Annotated in this window: 13 protein-coding genes; 11 read left to right on the top strand and 2 right to left on the bottom strand. The window is 75.8% G+C overall.

Annotated elements, in window-relative coordinates; all coding sequences use genetic code 11:
* Positions 1–24 precede the first annotated feature (24 nt).
* On the bottom strand, positions 25–900 hold the full coding sequence (locus ACVMYR_RS27860) for a peptidylprolyl isomerase (protein WP_077939381.1): 876 nt from the start codon (positions 898–900) through the stop codon (positions 25–27).
* Between the two features lie 256 nt (positions 901–1,156).
* On the opposite strand from ACVMYR_RS27860, the gene ACVMYR_RS27855 reads away from it, so the two are divergent.
* The 5 genes from ACVMYR_RS27855 to ACVMYR_RS27835 all read left to right on the top strand — a co-directional run bounded on the left by ACVMYR_RS27855 (position 1,157) and on the right by ACVMYR_RS27835 (position 7,267).
* On the top strand, positions 1,157–1,876 hold the full coding sequence (locus ACVMYR_RS27855) for an MBL fold metallo-hydrolase (RefSeq protein WP_077939382.1): 720 nt from the start codon (positions 1,157–1,159) through the stop codon (positions 1,874–1,876).
* Between the two features lie 52 nt (positions 1,877–1,928).
* A complete protein-coding gene (gene hisS, locus ACVMYR_RS27850; protein ID WP_457123159.1) occupies positions 1,929–3,257 on the top strand; it encodes a histidine--tRNA ligase in 1,329 nt (442 codons plus the stop codon).
* Positions 3,258–3,344: 87 nt separating this feature from the next.
* The gene (locus ACVMYR_RS27845) at positions 3,345–4,280 is read left to right on the top strand and encodes an acyl-ACP desaturase (RefSeq protein ID WP_077939384.1); all 936 of its coding nucleotides are present in this window, start codon (positions 3,345–3,347) and stop codon (positions 4,278–4,280) included.
* 184 nt (positions 4,281–4,464) lie between these two features.
* Complete coding sequence (locus ACVMYR_RS27840) at positions 4,465–5,514, top strand: S1 family peptidase (RefSeq protein ID WP_457123158.1); 1,050 nt, start codon at positions 4,465–4,467, stop codon at positions 5,512–5,514.
* A 154-nt stretch (positions 5,515–5,668) separates the two neighbouring features.
* A complete protein-coding gene (locus ACVMYR_RS27835; protein WP_457123157.1) occupies positions 5,669–7,267 on the top strand; it encodes an MFS transporter in 1,599 nt (532 codons plus the stop codon).
* Between the two features lie 95 nt (positions 7,268–7,362).
* Here ACVMYR_RS27835 and ACVMYR_RS27830 read toward each other — a convergent pair whose 3' ends face one another.
* Positions 7,363–8,001 carry a DUF998 domain-containing protein gene (locus tag ACVMYR_RS27830; protein ID WP_457123156.1) on the bottom strand — a complete coding sequence of 213 codons (639 nt, stop codon included), beginning with the start codon at positions 7,999–8,001 and terminating at the stop codon, positions 7,363–7,365.
* A 220-nt stretch (positions 8,002–8,221) separates the two neighbouring features.
* On the opposite strand from ACVMYR_RS27830, the gene aspS reads away from it, so the two are divergent.
* From aspS to ACVMYR_RS27800, 6 genes are all read left to right on the top strand, one after another.
* On the top strand, positions 8,222–10,027 hold the full coding sequence (aspS, locus tag ACVMYR_RS27825) for an aspartate--tRNA ligase (protein ID WP_074478700.1): 1,806 nt from the start codon (positions 8,222–8,224) through the stop codon (positions 10,025–10,027).
* Between the two features lie 103 nt (positions 10,028–10,130).
* Positions 10,131–10,943 carry a sugar nucleotide-binding protein gene (locus tag ACVMYR_RS27820; RefSeq protein ID WP_457123155.1) on the top strand — a complete coding sequence of 271 codons (813 nt, stop codon included), beginning with the start codon at positions 10,131–10,133 and terminating at the stop codon, positions 10,941–10,943.
* A gap of 71 nt (positions 10,944–11,014) precedes the next feature.
* On the top strand, positions 11,015–11,671 hold the full coding sequence (locus ACVMYR_RS27815; RefSeq protein ID WP_431896478.1) for an ArsR/SmtB family transcription factor: 657 nt from the start codon (positions 11,015–11,017) through the stop codon (positions 11,669–11,671).
* Entirely contained in the window at positions 11,668–12,981 is a 1,314-nt protein-coding gene (locus ACVMYR_RS27810; protein WP_457123154.1) for an MFS transporter, read from the top strand. The genes ACVMYR_RS27815 and ACVMYR_RS27810 overlap by 4 nt, the downstream gene beginning before the upstream one ends.
* Positions 12,982–13,156: 175 nt before the next feature.
* Positions 13,157–13,369: a hypothetical protein gene (locus ACVMYR_RS27805; RefSeq protein WP_074478696.1), complete on the top strand. Its 213-nt coding sequence runs from the start codon at positions 13,157–13,159 to the stop codon at positions 13,367–13,369.
* A 75-nt stretch (positions 13,370–13,444) separates the two neighbouring features.
* A complete protein-coding gene (locus tag ACVMYR_RS27800; RefSeq protein ID WP_396792275.1) occupies positions 13,445–14,941 on the top strand; it encodes a replication-associated recombination protein A in 1,497 nt (498 codons plus the stop codon).
* The last annotated feature ends 1,939 nt before the right edge of the window (positions 14,942–16,880 follow it).

The following is a 16,880-nucleotide window of genomic DNA, read 5'->3' as shown; positions in this document are numbered from 1 at the left end:
GCTGTGGGGTGTGGGGGAGCCGGGTCAGCCGGCGCTGGGGCTGGCCGACGCGCCGCTGGGGGCCGGGGCCGGCGCGGTCGTCGGCTCGCCGACGGTGAGACTCTGGATCACCACGTCGGTCTTCGGCTTGACCTTGGCTCCGCTCCCATTGTCCACGGTCTGCAGGGCACCGATCTTCGTGACCACGTCCAGGCCGCCGGTGACCTTCCCGATCACCGGGTAGGCCGGCTTGTCCGGGTCGAAGTCCTTGAAGAAGATCAGGAACTGGCTGCCGTTGGCGCCCGGGGGGTTGGCGACCATCGCCACCGTGCCCTTCGGGTACGCCGGGGGCTGGTCGGGCGCGGGGCTCGCCGACGGGCTGGCCTCGGGGGCCACCGGGACGTTCTCGTCGTAGAACGAGTACGTCGGGCCGCCCAGCCCGGTGCCGCTCGGGTCGCCGCAGCGCAGCGCGCCCTCGGAGGTGATCTCGTGGCACTTCGTGTTGTCGTAGAAGCCCTTGCTCGCCAGGTGGGCGATGCTCGCCCCGGCGCACGGGGCCGACGCGAGGTCCAGCTCGGCGGTGATCGGGGCGCCCTGGTTGGTGGTGACGGTCAGTGCCCGGGTGCCGGAGGTCGGCAGGCCCTGGGTGGCCGGGGTGCCCACGTCCTTGAGGTTGGTGTTCGCGGTGGCGTCCTGCGGCGTCCAGAGGCAGACGTCCTCGGCGGCCGTGTCCTGCTTCGGGTCGTCGTCGAAGGCGCCCAGCGCCCAGGCCGAACCGGCCACGATCAGCACGAGCACCACGGCGGCGCCGACACCGGCCTGGATCTGCCGTCGGCGTCTGGTCCGGGCGGCCCGTCGCGCCAGCTGCCGGTCGAGCTTGGCCCGCGCCAGTTTGCGCTGCCGGTCCCTGCTGGAAGCCACCCGTGCTCCCCTTCCTCTACCCTGATGGTCACCGGCGGTCGGCGTCGCGCCCCGTCGGGTGCCACGTGCGCCACGCCACACGCCCGCCAGAGTGTACGGGTAGCGGCTGGGAAAGTGGTGTACGAGGTCCGGGCTGGCTTTATCGGAGTTGCTCACTGGGCCGGTGGTGCCACGGGGGCGGGTGGGCCGGCGCGATCCGCCCGCCGCTGCGGCTAGGCTTCCCGTGCAGGCTAGACAGCGACGGAAGGGGAGCGCCGTGCTCGTGGCGAGCTTTCCCGCGGACGCCTTCGGCACCAACTGCTATGTGGTGGCGACCGGGCCGGGGGAGCAGTGCGTGGTGGTCGACCCGGGCATCGGGGTGATCGACCGGCTCGACGCCGTCCTCGCCGAGCATCGCCTGCACCCCGCCGCCGTGCTGCTCACCCACGGCCACCTCGACCACACGTTCTCCGTCGCGCCGGTCTGCGGCGCGCGGGGCGTCACCGCGTACGTCCACCCGGAGGACCGGGAGCTGCTGGCCGATCCGGCCAAAGGGCTGTCGATGGACCTCCGCGGGCTCTTCGGCGGCCGGCTGCCCTACTCGGAGCCCGACGACGTCGCCGAGCTGACCGACGGCGCGACCCTGTCGCTCGCCGGGCTGGAGATCACCGTCGACCACGCCCCGGGCCATACCGGCGGGTCGGTGCTGTTCCGGCTGCCGGGCGAGGGCTCGGAGTGGGAGGCCGAGCAGGTCTGCCTCTCCGGCGACGTGCTCTTCGCCGGCTCGATCGGCCGCACCGACCTGTGGGGCGGCAGCATGCCCCGGATGCTCACCAGCCTGCGTGACAAGATCCTCCCGCTGGCCGACGACACGGTGGTGCTGCCCGGCCACGGCCCCGCGACCACCATCGGCCGCGAGCGCGCGAGCAACCCGTACCTCATCGAGGTGGCGGCCTCGGGCGACGCGCGCCCGGCCGCACCCACCCGCGGTCTCTAGGCCGCGCCTCGACCTTTCCCGCGCCGGCGGCGCGGGTGTTGAACGGAGCGTCATGAGCAAGCCCACGCCCATCTCCGGCTTCCCCGAGTGGACCCCGGCGCAGCGGATGATCGAGCAGTTCGTGCTGGACCGGATCCGCGCCACCTTCGAGCTGTACGGCTTCGCGCCGCTGGAGACGCGCTCCGTCGAGCCGCTGGACCAGCTGCTGCGCAAGGGGGAGACCTCCAAGGAGGTCTACGTGCTGCGCCGCCTGCAGGCCGACGCCGACGGCCCGGCCGGCGACGACGCCCTCGGCCTGCACTTCGACCTGACGGTGCCGTTCGCCCGCTACGTGCTGGAGAACGCCGGCAAGCTCCAGTTCCCGTTCCGCCGCTACCAGATCCAGAAGGTGTGGCGGGGCGAGCGCCCGCAGGAGGGGCGCTACCGGGAGTTCCTCCAGGCCGACATCGACATCGTCGACCGGGACACCCTGCCCGCGCACTACGAGGCGGAGATGCCGCTGGTCATCGGCGACGCGCTGCGGTCGTTGCCGATCCCGCCGGTGACCATCCAGGTCAACAACCGCAAGATCTGCGAGGGGTTCTACCGGGGCATCGGCCTGACCGACCCGGAGGCCGCCCTGCGCGCGGTCGACAAGCTCGACAAGATCGGCCCGGCGAGGGTGGCCGAGCTGCTCGCCGAGACGGCCGGGGCGAGCGAGGCGCAGGCCAAGGCGTGCCTGGCCCTGGCCGAGATCTCCGCCCCGGACGCCTCGTTCGCCGACGCCGTGCGCGGCCTCGGGGTGACCCACCCGCTGCTCGACGAGGGCGTCGCCGAGCTGGTCGCGGTGGTGGAGACCGCCGCCGCGCACTCCCCGGGGCTGTGCGTGGCCGACCTGCGCATCGCCCGCGGGCTCGACTACTACACCGGCACCGTCTACGAGACGTCGCTGGCCGGCTACGAGCGGTTCGGCTCGATCTGCTCCGGCGGCCGGTACGACAACCTGGTCAGCGCCGGTGGCGCGTCCTTCCCCGGGGTCGGCATCTCGATCGGGGTGAGCCGGCTGCTCGGGCTGCTCTTCGGCGCGGGCGCGCTCACCGTGTCCCGCAGCGTGCCGACGTGCGTGCTGGTCGCGGTGACCAGCGAGGAGCGGCGGGCGGCGAGCAACGCCGTCGCCGACGCGCTGCGCCGCCGGGGGGTGCCCACGGAGGTCGCGCCGAGCGCGGCGAAGTTCGGCAAGCAGATCCGGCACGCCGAGCGGCGCGGCATCCCGTACGTGTGGTTCCCCGGTGCCGACGGGGCGCCCGACGAGGTGAAGGACATCCGCTCCGGCGAGCAGGTGGTCGCGGCGGCCGGGGAGTGGACCCCGCCCCGGGCCGACCTGTCGCCCCTGGTGAGCTGAGAGGACGCCGCGCGGGCGGGCGCTACTGGCGCGTACGGCGCGGAAGACCTACGGTGGCGTAAGTTACGCCACCGTAGGGAGAACCTCGTGACCGAACTCAGCCAGACCGCCCTGCTCGTCGAGCTCGAACCCGTCGTGGCGAAGAACCTCGACCGCCACCTCTCGATGGCCAAGGAATGGTTCCCGCACGAGTACGTGCCGTGGAGCGAGGGGCGCACCTTCGACGGCCCGCTCGGTGGCGAGGCGTGGTCGCCGCAGGACTCGACGATCCCCGAGATCGCGCGCACCGCGCTGATCGTGAACCTGCTGACCGAGGACAACCTCCCCTCCTACCACCACCAGATCGCCACCCTCTTCGGCCCGGACGGGGCGTGGGGGACGTGGGTGGGCCGGTGGACCGCCGAGGAGGGCCGGCACGGCACCGCCATCCGCGACTACCTGACGGTGACCCGGGCGGTGGACCCGGTGGCGCTGGAGCGGGCCCGGATGGTGCACATGACCGCTGGCTACACCAACTCCCACGACGAATCGATGCTGCGCTCGCTGGCGTACGTGTCGTTCCAGGAGCTGGCCACCCGGATCTCGCACCGCAACACGGGCCGGGTGGCCGGCGACCCGGTGTGCGAGGCGCTGCTGGCCCGCGTCGCCGCCGACGAGAACCTGCACATGGTCTTCTACCGCAACCTGCTCGCCGCCGCCCTGGAGGTGGCCCCGAGCCAGGCGATGCGGGCCATCGCCGAGGTCCTCGCCGACTTCCAGATGCCCGGCGTGGGCATCGAGGGCTTCGCCCGCAAGTCGGTGGCGATCGCCCTGGCCGGCATCTACGACCTGCGCCAGCACCGCGACGAGGTGGTCGTCCCGGTGCTGCGCCAGTGGGACATCTTCAACGTGACCGGGCTGAACGCCGACGGCGAGGCCGCCCGCGACCAGATCGCCGCCCACCTGGACACCCTTGAGGTCCACGCGTCCCGTTTCGAGGAGAAGCGCGACGCCCGCGCGGCCCGCCTGGCCGCCGCCCGCTGACCCGTCCCCCGGAACGGGGGTGGCGGGTGGCTGGGGTGAAACGGGGCGAAGCCGGGTCTTGCGAGTGAATCCAAGTATGTGAATACTTCAGTTCACTCGGCCGGTTCACCCCAGCTCCGGCCGGTGGTCCTCGGGTCCGTCACCCCCGGCGCGACCCGTTCACCCCCTTCCGGGAGGTTGTTACATGCGACCCACGAGGTCAACGCTCCTCCGCGCCGTGTCCGTCGCCGCCGCCGGCACCCTGGTCGCCACCGCGCTGATCGGCGCACCCGTCCAGGCCGCCCCCGCCGCCTCGCCCGACGCCGCCGCCACCCTGGCCGAGCGGCTCGGTGACCGTTCCGCCGGCACGTACGCCGACGCCAGCGGCAAGATGGTCGTCACCGTGACCGACGCGGCCGCCGCCCGTCAGGTCCGCGCCTCCGGCGCCATCGCCAAGCTCGTCAAGCGGGGCGCCGCCGAGCTCGACCGGGCCACCGCCGAGCTGGAGCGTTCCGCGAAGATCGCGGGCACCGCGTGGTGGACCGACCCGGTCACCAACCAGGTCGTCGTCTCCGTCGACAGCACCGTCACCGGCGCCAAGCTGGAGCGCGTCAAGGCCGCCGCCGCCCGGACCGGCGGCGCCGTCCGCATCGAGGCCGAGGCCGGCGTGCTGAGCACCCGCATCTCCGGCGGCCAGGCGATCTACGCCGCCGGCGGCGGCCGCTGCTCGCTCGGCTTCAACGTGCGCAACAGCGCCGGCACCACCTTCTTCCTGACCGCCGGGCACTGCACCAACATCGCCTCGACCTGGTACTCGAACTCGGCCCAGACCAGCGTCCTGGGCACCCGCACCGGCACCAGCTTCCCGGGCAACGACTACGGCATCGTCCGGCACAGCAACTCCGCCAACGCGACCGGCAACGTCTCCCTCTACAACGGCACCTACCGGGACGTCACCGGCGCGGCCAACGCGTTCGTCGGCCAGAGCGTGCAGCGCTCCGGCAGCACCACCGGCGTGCACAGCGGCACGGTCGGGGCGCTCAACGCCACCGTCAACTACGCCGAGGGCTCCGTCTCCGGCCTGATCCGCACCAACGTCTGCGCCGAGCCGGGCGACAGCGGCGGCTCGCTGTTCAGCGGCAGCAGCGCCATCGGCCTCACCTCCGGCGGCAGCGGCAACTGCACCCGCGGCGGCACCACCTACTTCCAGCCGGTCACCGAGGCGCTCAGCGTCTACGGCGTCAGCATCATCTGATCCACCACGCCCTCGCGAAGCGGGTCGCCGGCCTCCGGCGGCCCGCTTCCGGCGTACCCCCGGAACCGGCGCAGCCGCGAGGAGCGGCGGCCCGGTCGGGCGGGATCCGCGCGCGGATCGACTGGGCGGGCCGAACCGGGGTACGTTGCGCCCGGTGAGCGCCACACCGCCTTCCGCCCCGCCCGCGTCGGCCTGGGCCCCGCTGCGCCTCGCCGTGTTCCGCAGCCTGTGGCTGGCCGTGCTGGCCAGCAACGTCGGCACCTGGATGCAGACCGTCGGCGCCCAGTGGCTGCTGGTCGAGCAACCCAACGCCCCCACCCTGGTCGCCCTCGTGCAGACCGCGAGCATGCTGCCGGTGCTGCTGCTGGCCCTGCCGGCCGGCGCGCTCGCCGACACCCTCGACCGGCGTCGGCTGCTCATCGGCGTGCAGTGCTTCCTGGCCGCCGTGGGGGTGCTGCTGACCGCGCTCACCGCCGCCGACCGGATGCCGCCGGCCCTGCTGCTCACCCTCACCTTCGCCCTCGGCGTCGGCCAGGCCCTCACCCTGCCCGCCTGGCAGGCGGTGATCCCGGAGCTGGTGCCCCGGGAACAGCTCGTCAGCGCCTCCGCGCTCGGCTCGATCAGCGTCAACCTGGCCCGCTCCGTCGGCCCGGCGGTGGCCGGCGTGCTGGTCGCCCAGGCCGGGGTGGCCGTGGTCTTCGCGGTGAACACCGCGTCCTTCGCGATCTTCGCCGGGGCGCTGCTGCGCTGGCGGCCGGACCGCCCCGACGGCCCGGCCATGCCGGAACGGTTCACCGCCGCGCTGCGCGCCGGCGGCCGGTACGTGCGCCACTCGCCGGTCGTCCGCCGCATCCTGCTGCGGGCCGCGCTGTTCGTGGTGCCCGGCAGCGCGCTGTGGGCGCTGCTGCCGCTGGTGGCCAGCCAGCGCCTAGGCCTGGGCCCCGGCGGGTACGGCGTGCTGCTCGCCGCGCTCGGCGTCGGCGCGGTCGCCGGCGCGCTCGTGCTGCCCCGGGTGCGCCGGGCGCTCACCGCCAGCCAGCTCCTCCTCGTCGCCGGGCTGGTCTACGGCGGGACGCTGCTGGTGCTCGCCCTCGTGCCCGTGCCGGCCCTGGTCACGGCGGCGCTGGTGCCCGCCGGGCTGGCCTGGATGACCGTGCTGTCCACCGTGAACGCCGCGATGCAGCTCTTCCTCCCCGGCTGGGTACGCGCCCGGGGGCTGTCGGTCTACCAGATGGTCTTCGCCGGCGGGCAGGCGCTGGGCGCCCTCGCCTGGGGCGCGCTCGGCGAACTCGCCGGCCTGGTCACCGCGCTCGCCGTGGCCGGGGCGGCCATGGCCGTCGCCGCGCTCACCGTGCCGCTGTGGCCGCTGCGCGACACCCGCGGGGTCGACCGGGACCCGGCCGTCTACTGGCCCGAGCCGCACCTGACCCTGGACGCGCACCCGCGCACCGGGCCCGTGCTGGTGACCGTCTCCTACACCGTGCCGCCCGAGCGGCAGGACGCCTTCGTCGATGCGATGCGGGCGGTGGGCCGGTCGCGGCGGCGCACCGGGGCGATGCGCTGGGGGCTGTTCCGGGCGGGGGAGCGGGCGCACGGCTTCGTCGAGGTGTACCAGGTGCCGTCCTGGGAGGAACACCTGCGCCAGCACGGCGGCCGGCTCACCGGCGCGGACCGGGCGGCGGAGGAGCGGGCGAGGGCGCTCACCGAGGGCGACGTCCACGTCGCCCACCTCCTCCCCGCCGACGAGCCGTAGCAGGGATGCAAGGAAGGGCACCTTGTTAACGCTTTCTGTTGTACAGGGGCCCCCTGTTAACACCACGGGCCGCGGTGCGCCCGGCGGTGCCGTGGTCAGCGCCGGGCCAGCCACCCGGCGACCAGCAACGGGCAGAGCGCCTCCGCGCCGGCGGCCACCCGCTCGGCCAGGCCGACCCGGTCACCGCCGGTGGCCAGCTCGACCGCGAACCAGGCCACCGGCACCAGCAGCCCCACCGCCAGTGCCGCCCAGGCGGCCCGCCCGCGGGCGTACCCGTCAGGGGCGGGCCGGTCGCCGCCCGCCGACCCGACCGCCTCGCGTCGGGGACGGCCGGCCCGTGGCCCGTCTCCGGCGGGGGCGAGCACTGGCCAGAGGGCCAGCGCGCCGAACGCGACGGCGGCGGCCAGCCCGTGCGGCGCCGAGCCGCCGGCGGCCGGCAGCGGAAACGCCGCCACCGCGAGCGTGGCGACCCCGCCCAGCGCGAGCAGCGCCCGCCCCCCGACCGCCAGCGGCCGCAGCCCGGCGGCGGTCACGCAGTGGCACAGGCCGAGCCCGACGAGGCCGAGCGTCATGATCCACCGGTCGGCCGCGCCGACGGCCGCGAGCGCGCTGATCGTGCCGGAGACCTGGTCGAACCCGCCGGGCTGCCGGGCCGCGCCGAGCAGCCAGCCGCCGACCAGGAAGACCGGCGCCGCGCCGGCGGAGAGCAGGGCCCACGGGGGTACGACACGCATCCGGCACACCGTACGCGGCGCGGGGCGGATCGGCGCGTCGGCGGTGCTCCGGCGGTGCTCCCGCGGTGCGGGGCGGGTTAGCAGGGGTCCCTTGTACAACAGAAAGCGTTAACAAGGGGCCCCTCCTTACCCCCCAACCGCGCCCGGTGACGGCGGGGGGCGGGGCACCCTGACAGAATGCGAGGGCAGACCGAACGCAGACGATGAGGAGACGCAAGCCGTGATCCGTACCCATGACGCCGGCAGCCTGCGCGCGACGGACGCCGGCACCACGGTGACGCTCGCCGGGTGGGTCGCCCGCCGGCGCGACCACGGCGGTGTCATCTTCGTCGATCTGCGCGACGCCTCGGGCGTCGTGCAGGTGGTCTTCCGCGAGGAGGACGCCCACGCGCTGCGCAACGAGTTCTGCGTGAAGGTGACCGGCGAGGTGACCCGCCGGCCCGAGGGCAACGAGAACCCGGAGCTGCCCACCGGCGAGATCGAGGTGACCGCGAGCGGCCTGGAGGTGCTCTCGGAGGCCGCGCCGCTGCCGCTGCCCGTCGACGACCAGGTCGAGGCCGGCGACGACATCCGGCTCAAGTACCGCTACCTGGACCTGCGCCGGGGCGGCCCGGCGAAGGCGATGCGGCTGCGGTCGCGGGCCAACCAGCTCGCCCGCGGCGTGCTGCACGAGCGTGACTTCCTGGAGATCGAGACGCCGACGCTGACCCGGTCCACCCCGGAGGGCGCGCGCGACTTCCTGGTCCCGGTCCGGCTCCAGCCGGGCAGCTGGTACGCGCTGCCGCAGTCCCCGCAGCTGTTCAAGCAGCTGCTGATGGTCGGCGGCATGGAGCGCTACTACCAGATCGCCCGCTGCTACCGCGACGAGGACTTCCGCGCCGACCGGCAGCCGGAGTTCACCCAGCTCGACATCGAGATGTCCTTCGTCACCGAGGACGACGTGATCGACCTCGGCGAGGCGATCGTGTCGGCGCTCTGGTCCGACCTGGCCGGCTACGAGATCCCCCGGCCCATCCCGCGCATCACCTGGCACGACGCGATGGCCCGGTACGGCTCCGACAAGCCGGACCTGCGCTACGGCGTGGAGCTGACCGAGCTGACGGACTACCTGCGCGGCACGGCGTTCCGGGTGTTCGCCGGGGCGATCGACGCGGGCGGGTACGTGGGCGCGGTCGTCATGCCGGGCGGCGCGGGCCAGACCCGCAAGGAGCTGGACGGCTGGCAGGACTGGGCGAAGGCGCGCGGCGCGAAGGGCCTCGCGTACGTGGTGCTCGACGCCGAGACCGGCGCGCCGCGGGGCCCGGTGGCGAAGAACCTCTCCGAGGAGCACCTGGCGGGGCTGGCCGACGCGGTCGGCGCGAAGCCGGGCGACGCGGTGTTCTTCGCGGCGAGCGCCGACGCCCGGGAGGCGCAGGAGCTGCTCGGCGCGGCCCGCATCGAGATCGCCAAGCGGGCGAAGCTGATCGACGAGAGCGCGTGGGCGTTCTGCTGGGTGGTCGACGCCCCGATGTTCGAGAAGACCGACGAGGGCGGCTGGACGGCCGTGCACCACCCGTTCACCTCGCCGAACGCCGAGTGGGTGGACCGGTTCGAGGAGGCGCCGGACCGGGCGCTGGCGTACGCGTACGACATCGTCTGCAACGGCAACGAGATCGGCGGCGGGTCGATCCGTATCCACCGGGGCGACGTGCAGCAGCGGGTGTTCGACCTGCTCGGCATCACCCCCGCCGAGGCGCAGGACAAGTTCGGCTTCCTGCTGGAGGCGTTCAAGTACGGCGCCCCGCCGCACGGCGGCATCGCGTTCGGCTGGGACCGGGTCTGCATGCTGCTGGCCGGCGCGGACTCGATCCGCGAGGTGATCGCGTTCCCGAAGACCCGGGGCGGCTTCGACCCGCTGACGGGCGCGCCGACGCCGATCACCGCGCAGCAGCGCGCCGAGGCGGGCATCGACGCCAAGCCGAAGGCCCCGACCGGGGCGCACGCCGGCACCGCCGGCCCGGCCGCCCCGGTGGCCGACCCGGTCTGAGCCGACCGAGGCGATCCTGGCCCGAGCCGAGGCAACAGGAGCGACCGGCGATCCGGCGGGCGGCCCCACGGTGGGCCGTCCGCCGTCGGTGAGGGGGCGACGCGTGACGCTGCTCGTGGTGGGTGCCAGCGGGTACCTCGGCGGCGAGGTGTGCCGCCGGGCCGTCGCGGCGGGGCAGCGGGTGGTCGGCACGTACCACGCCAACCCCGGCGCGCCGGCCGGCGTCGAGGCGCGGCGGCTCGACGTGACCGACCGGGCCGCCGTGCGCGCGCTGGTCGCGGCGGTGCGGCCGGCCGCCGTGGTGAGCACCCCCTACCGGTACGACGACTGGACGGTCACCGCCGACGGCGCGGCGAACGTGGCGTACGCCGCCGCGGAGGCGGGCGCGCGGCTGGTGCACCTGTCCAGCGACGCGCTGCACGCCGGCCGGCCCGAGCCGTACGCCGACGACGACGTGCCGACGCCGGTGTTCGCGTACGGGGCGGCGAAGGCGGCGGCGGAGACCGCCGTGCGGGCGGTCGACCCGGGCGCGGCGCTGGTGCGTACCTCGTTGATCGTGGGTGACGAGCGGAGCAAGCAGGTCCGGCTCTGCCTGGCCGCCCTCGCGGGCCGGGGGGCCCTGTTCACCGACGAGCTGCGCTGCCCGGTCGACGTGGGCGACCTGGCCGCCGCCGTGCTGGAGCTGGCCGCGTCGGACTACGCCGGCCCGCTCAACGTGGCGGGGCCGGACGCGGTCAGCCGCGCCGAGCTGGGGCTGCTGGTGGCGCGGCGGTTCGGGCTCGACCCGGGCGGCCTGCGGACCGCCACGAGCGCCGCGTCGGGCCTGGTCCGCCCCGTCGAGGTACGCCTCGACAGCTCCCGCGCCGCCGGCCTGCTGCGCACCCGCCTGCGCGGGGTGCACGAGCTGCTCGGCTGAACCGACCCGTCGTATCCCCGACTCTGCACAGAAGTTGTGCATAACTTATGTGCACAGTTATTGTGCATGCCATGGAGAACGTCCCGGAGAACGAGGGGGCGCGGCCCGCGCCGCGTACCGTCCGGCTCGACCACCGGCAGGTGCGGGTGCTCGCCCATCCCCTGCGCATGCGCCTCGTCGGGGCGCTGCGGGTGAAGGGCCCCGCCACCGCCACCGACCTCGCCGAGACGCTCGGCACCAACTCCGGCGCGACCAGCTACCACCTGCGGCAGCTCGCCGAGGTCGGCCTGGTCGTGGAGGACCCGGAGCTGGGCACCGGCCGGCAGCGCTACTGGCGCGCCGCACACCAGGTGACCCAGTGGGAGCCCAGCGACTACGACGACGACCCCGACGCCCGCGCCGCGATCGAGTGGATCGAGGGCGACCAGGTGCGCTACCTGACGCAACACGCCGAGCAGTGGTTCGCCCGGCGGCACGAGTGGTCGCCGGCCTGGCGCGACGCGTTCGGCATGGGCGACGTGTTCATGACCGTCCCGCCCGAGCGCCTCCAGGCCCTCAAGGACGAGCTCTGGGCGGTCTTCGAGCGCTACCGGGCGGAGGCCGACCCCGCCGCGCCCGGCGCCGAGCAGGTGCAGATCTACCTGGCCGCCTACCCGATGCTGGCCGAGCTGCGCCTCGCCGCCCCGATCTCCGACGCCGCCCCGCTTCCCGGCGAGGACACGCCGTGACCGCGCTGACCGTACGCCAGGTCCAGGTCCGCTACCTGGTCCTGTACGGCCTGCGCTGGCTGCCGGGCGGCCTGATGATCCCGGTGATGATCCTGCTGATGCAGGAGCGCGGGATGTCGCTGTCCCAGATCGGCCTGGCCGGCATCGCGCAGGGCCTCATCGTCCTCGCGCTGGAGCTGCCGACCGGCGGGCTCGCCGACGCGCTCGGCCGCAAGCCGGTGCTCGCCGTGGCCTGGGCCGTCGGCCTCGTCTCGTTCGCCGTCTTCGCCGTGGCGCACTCGTTCTGGCTGTTCTTCCTGGCCTGGGCGCTGCAGGGCGTCTACCGCGCGCTCGACAGCGGCCCCCTGGAGTCCTGGTACGTCGACGCGACCCTCGCCGCCGACCCCGACGCCGAGTACGAGCGCGGCCTCGGCCACGCCGGCACGGTCATCGGCCTCGCCATCGGCGCGGGCGCGCTGCTCAGCGGCGGCCTCGTCGCCCTCGGCCCGGTCGGGCCGGTCAGCGCGCTGACCCTGCCGGTGCTGGCCGCCATCGTGCTGCAGGCCGTGCTGCTGGTCGCGTTGCTGGTCCTGCTCCGGGAGGCACGCACCGCCCGGGGGTCGGCGGCCCTGCGCGCCTCGGTGGCGGCGGCCCCCCGCATGGTCGGGCAGGCGGTCGGCCTGCTGCGCCGCTCCCGGGTGCTGCTCGCCCTGGTCGCGGTCGAGCTGTTCTGGGGCTTCGGCATGGTCACCTTCGAGACGCTGCTGCCCGTACGCCTCGCCGAGGTGGTCGGCGACGCCGACCGGGCCGCCGCGCTGCTCGGCCCGGCCAGCTCGGCGGCCTGGCTCGCCAACGCCCTCGGCGCTGCGCTCATCCCGCTCCTGTCCCGCCGGATCGGGGCCGCGCCGGCCGCCGGGCTGCTGCGGATCCTGCAGGGCGCGACCGTGGTCGGCATGGGCCTGCTCGCCGGCCCGGTGGGGGTGGTCGTCGCCTACCTGGCCTGCTACGCCGTGCACGGCGCGTCCAACCCGCTGCACATGGGGCTGCTGCACCGCCAGGTCGACGGCCCGTACCGCACCAGCGTGCTCTCGCTCAACTCGATGATGGCCCAGCCGGCCGGTGCGCTCGGCGCGCTGACGCTGACGGCCCTCGCCGAGCACACCAGCGTCAGCGCGGCGATGCTGGTCGGCGCGGTGGTGCTCGCCATGGCCGCCCCGCTGTACCTGCCCGCCTGGCGGGCCGGTCGTGCCCCCGCTCCCGCTGTTGCCGCCCCTGCCGTACCGGCTCCCGCCGCCGCTACCGATCCCGCCACCTCCCCGGTTCGGCGGTGAGAAGGGGACCCTTCTCTACCGCAGGCGTTAACAGGGGGCCCTTCCTTGCACCGCGGGCGAGCGGGCGGTGACCCACCGTCTCCGCGGCGAGCCCGGTCCACCGTGGAGATTGGCGATCGGACCGATTGGGTACATCACGCGGCGACCTACTGGGAACCCCCACCGGAGGACCGTCATGCTCGCCATTCTCGCGGCCGTCGTCTTCGGCTTCGCCCTGTTGATCGACCTGCTCGACACCAACTTCGGCGCGCCGGACCTGTTCAATGTGCACACCCTGCTGATGCTGGGCCTGCTGCTGCTCTCCCTCTACCTGGCCGGCGTGGGCAGCGGCCCGCGCGGCGGTGGCGGCGGCCGCTGGTACCGGGGCCGCCGCCCCGGCCGTGGCTGACCGTAAATGATCTAACCGGGCCGGGCCCGCAGCGCAGTTCCGGCGCGGCGGACCGGGCCCGGTACTGTCTTCGTGATGGAGTCCGACGCTCTCTTCTCGCTCGGCGCACCCGCCGGGGCGCACGGCGCCCCCACGGGTGCCGTCGGCGTCGACGGCTTCACCCCCGTGGCGGCCGACTCGCCGCTTCCCGTCCGGATGCGCCCGGCCAGCATCGACGAGCTGGTGGGGCAGCAGCACCTGCTCGCGCCGGGTGCGCCGCTGCGCCAACTCGTCGGCGGCGTCACCCCGATGTCGGTGATCCTCTGGGGGCCGCCCGGCTGCGGGAAGACCACGATCGCCCACCTTGTGGCGAACGCCACCGACCGCCGCTTCGTGGCCATGTCGGCGCTCACCGCCGGGGTCAAGGACGTCCGCGCGGTGATCGACACCGCCCGCCGGCAGCGCCGCTCCGGGGGCCCGCCGACCGTCCTGTTCATCGACGAGGTGCACCGGTTCAGCAAGACCCAGCAGGATTCGCTGCTCGCCGCGGTGGAGGACCGTACGGTCACCCTGCTCGCGGCGACCACGGAGAACCCGTACTTCTCGGTCATCTCACCGCTGCTGTCGCGGTGCGTGCTGCTCACCCTCCAGCCGCTGGACGACGCGGCCGTGCGCGACCTGCTGCGCCGGGCGGTCACCGACGCGCGCGGCCTCGCCGGCGCGTTCACCCTCCAGGCCGACGCCGAGGACCATCTCGTCCGCCTCGCCGGCGGCGACGTGCGCAAGGCCCTGACCGCCCTGGAGGCCGCGGCGGCCTCGGCGGCGGCGCTGGGCCTCGACCGGATCGACCTGGCCACCGCCGAGCAGGCGGTCGACGTCGCGGCGGTGCGCTACGACCGGGCCGGCGACGCGCACTACGACGTGACCAGCGCCTTCATCAAGAGCATGCGCGGCTCCGACGTCGACGCGGCGCTGCACTGGCTGGCCCGGATGCTGGTGGCCGGCGAGGACGCCCGGTTCATCGCCCGCCGTCTGGTCATCTTCGCCAGCGAGGACGTCGGGATGGCCGACCCGGGCGCGCTGGGTGTGGCCACCGCCGCCGCGCAGGCCGTGGAGTTCGTCGGCCTGCCCGAGGCGCAGCTCAACCTCGCCCAGGCCGTGATCCACCTGGCCACCGCGCCCAAGTCCAACTCGGCGACCACCGCGATCGGGGCCGCCACGGCCGACGTCCGCGCCGGCCGGGGCGGACCGGTCCCGCGCGGCCTGCGCGATGCCCACTACTCCGGCGCGCGGGGGCTCGGCCACGGCACGGGCTACCGCTACCCGCACGACGACCCCCGGGGAGTGGTCACCCAGCAGTACGCTCCCGACGATCTTGTCGGTGCCGACTACTACCGTCCCAGCGGGCACGGTGCGGAGCGGGCGGTGGCCGCCCGGCTGCCCCTGCTGCGTCGGATCGTCCGGGGGCTGCCGGCCCCGGCACGTCCGGACGAACCCGCCCCGGCAGGGAACGGCCGCCACCCGTCGGGCAACGGGCACGCCAGCGCGGCGGACGAGGACGGCACGGGCGCCGTCGGGGAGGGTCAGCAGTGAGATCCCGTGGTTCGGAGCGACCGGAGGACGGCCCCGAGGAGCAGCGCGAGCCGCGCCCCAAGGGGCGCCGGTGGGGCCGGGGCCGACCCGACAGCGAGCCCGAGGAGCCGGTGGCCGGCGAGGAGTTCGGCTGGATCGACGACCTGCGCTCCGCCAAGCAGCAGCGCGGCGAGCTGGGGCCCGGCGGCGCGCCGGGACAGGCACCGCCGCCCGACCAGCCCGACCCGCAGGCACGACAGGCTCCGACCGCGCCCGCGGCCCCGGCGCGCGGCGGCGAACCGGGGCCGGCGCGCCCGCGACCGGTCGACGGCCCGTGGCCCGGCTCGCCGCAGCCGGCCCGCCGCCCCGGGCCCGCCGAGCCGCCCCGCCCGCCGCAGGCCGCACCGCCGCACCTTCCGCCGCAGGGCCCTCCGCAGCCGCCCCACCAGCCGAACCGCCCGCCGCACGGCTCGGCGGAACCGCCCCGGGCTCCCCAGCAGGCGGCGAGGCCACCGCAGGGCCCCGCGCAGCCGCCGGCCCCGCCGGCCGGGCCGATGCCGGGGCCGGCCCACTCGTCGGTCCCGCCCCGCCCGACGGGTCAACCGTCCGGGCCGCCGTACCCGGCGGGTCAGCCCGCCCGGGCCCCGTATCCGGCGGACGCCGCGCCCCGGCGCCCGCGCGACGACGGTGAACCGTCCGGCGAACTGCCCCGAGCGGCGGCACCGGCGGGCGAGCGGGCCGGCGGACCCTCGTCGGCTACCGGTGCACCCGGGCAGCGCCCCCGCCCGCTGGGTCCGCCCGGAGCACCCGTGGCCCCGCCCGTGCGTGGTGGTCAGCCCTCCACCGGCGACTGGCCGGTCGTCCCCGCCGGGTCGCCCCCGGCCGGCCGGGCCGCCGCCCCGGCACCTCCCGCCGGCCGGGCCGCCGCCCCGGCACCTCCCGCCGGCCGGGCCGCCGCCCCGCCGCCCCCTGCCGGCCGGGCCGTCAGCCCGCCGCCTCCGGCCGGTCGTGCCGCCGCTCCGCCGTCCGGGCCGCACCGCGCCGCGCCGGGGCCCGCGGGCCCGCCCTACCCGGCCCCGATGCCTCCCGGCGACGAGCCCCGGCGCGGGCCGGCGGGCGAGCGCCCCGGCGGCCCCGCCGCACCCGCCGCGGACGAGCCGACGGGTCGTGGCACCGCCGGGCCGGTCGCGCCCGTGCCCGGGCCGGTGGGTCGCCGGCGGGCCGCCGAGGAGCAGCCGCCGATCGTCCCGCTCAGCGGCAACGCCCCCGAGGTGCCCGGGGTGCCCAACGGCCCCACCGGCGCGGATCCGGCCGTCGCCCAGGGGCCGACGGCCGCAGGCCGGGAGCCAGGCGGCCGCCGCCGGGCCCAGCCCGAGGCGGACCCGGGCGAGGCGACGTCGCACCGTCCGACCGGCCCCGTCGACACCGGGTACCCCGGCCCCGTCGAGCCGGGCGGCCCCCCGCAGGGCCGGGGCGACCGGCCGCAGCGTCCGGCGGAGTGGCTGCGCCAGGCCGGTCGGGGCACCCACACGGACACCGCGATGCCGATGGTCAACCGGGCGGGCGTGCCCGCGCCGCCGCCGGGTGTCGCGCCGCCGGTCGGGGAGCCGGGCCACCGGCCCGGTGACGGCGGCCGGGGCACCGGGGCGCCGCACGGCGCCGGTGCCGGGCCGGCAGCCCCGATGGGCAGGGCCCGGCCCGCCACCGCGCCCGTCGACCCGGCGGAGGAGTCGGTCCCACTGCCCACCGGCCGGGCGGCGGCGCCGTCCCGTCCGCAGGTAGCGGGCCCACGCACCGGGGAACCCCGTCCGCCGGCAGATCCCCGTGCGGGAGGCCGCCGTCCGGCAGCCGACCCGCGTACGGGCGAGGTGGGCCGGCCGCCGGTGGATCCGCGTACGGGTGAGCTGCGGTCCCCTGCGGTGGATCCGCGTACGGGTGAGCTGCGGCCGCCGGTGGCGGA

Source organism: Micromonospora sp. PTRAS2 (genome assembly GCF_054052245.1).
Note: the sequence above shows the minus strand (reverse complement) of the source record. Positions and strands in the feature narration are given on the sequence as shown.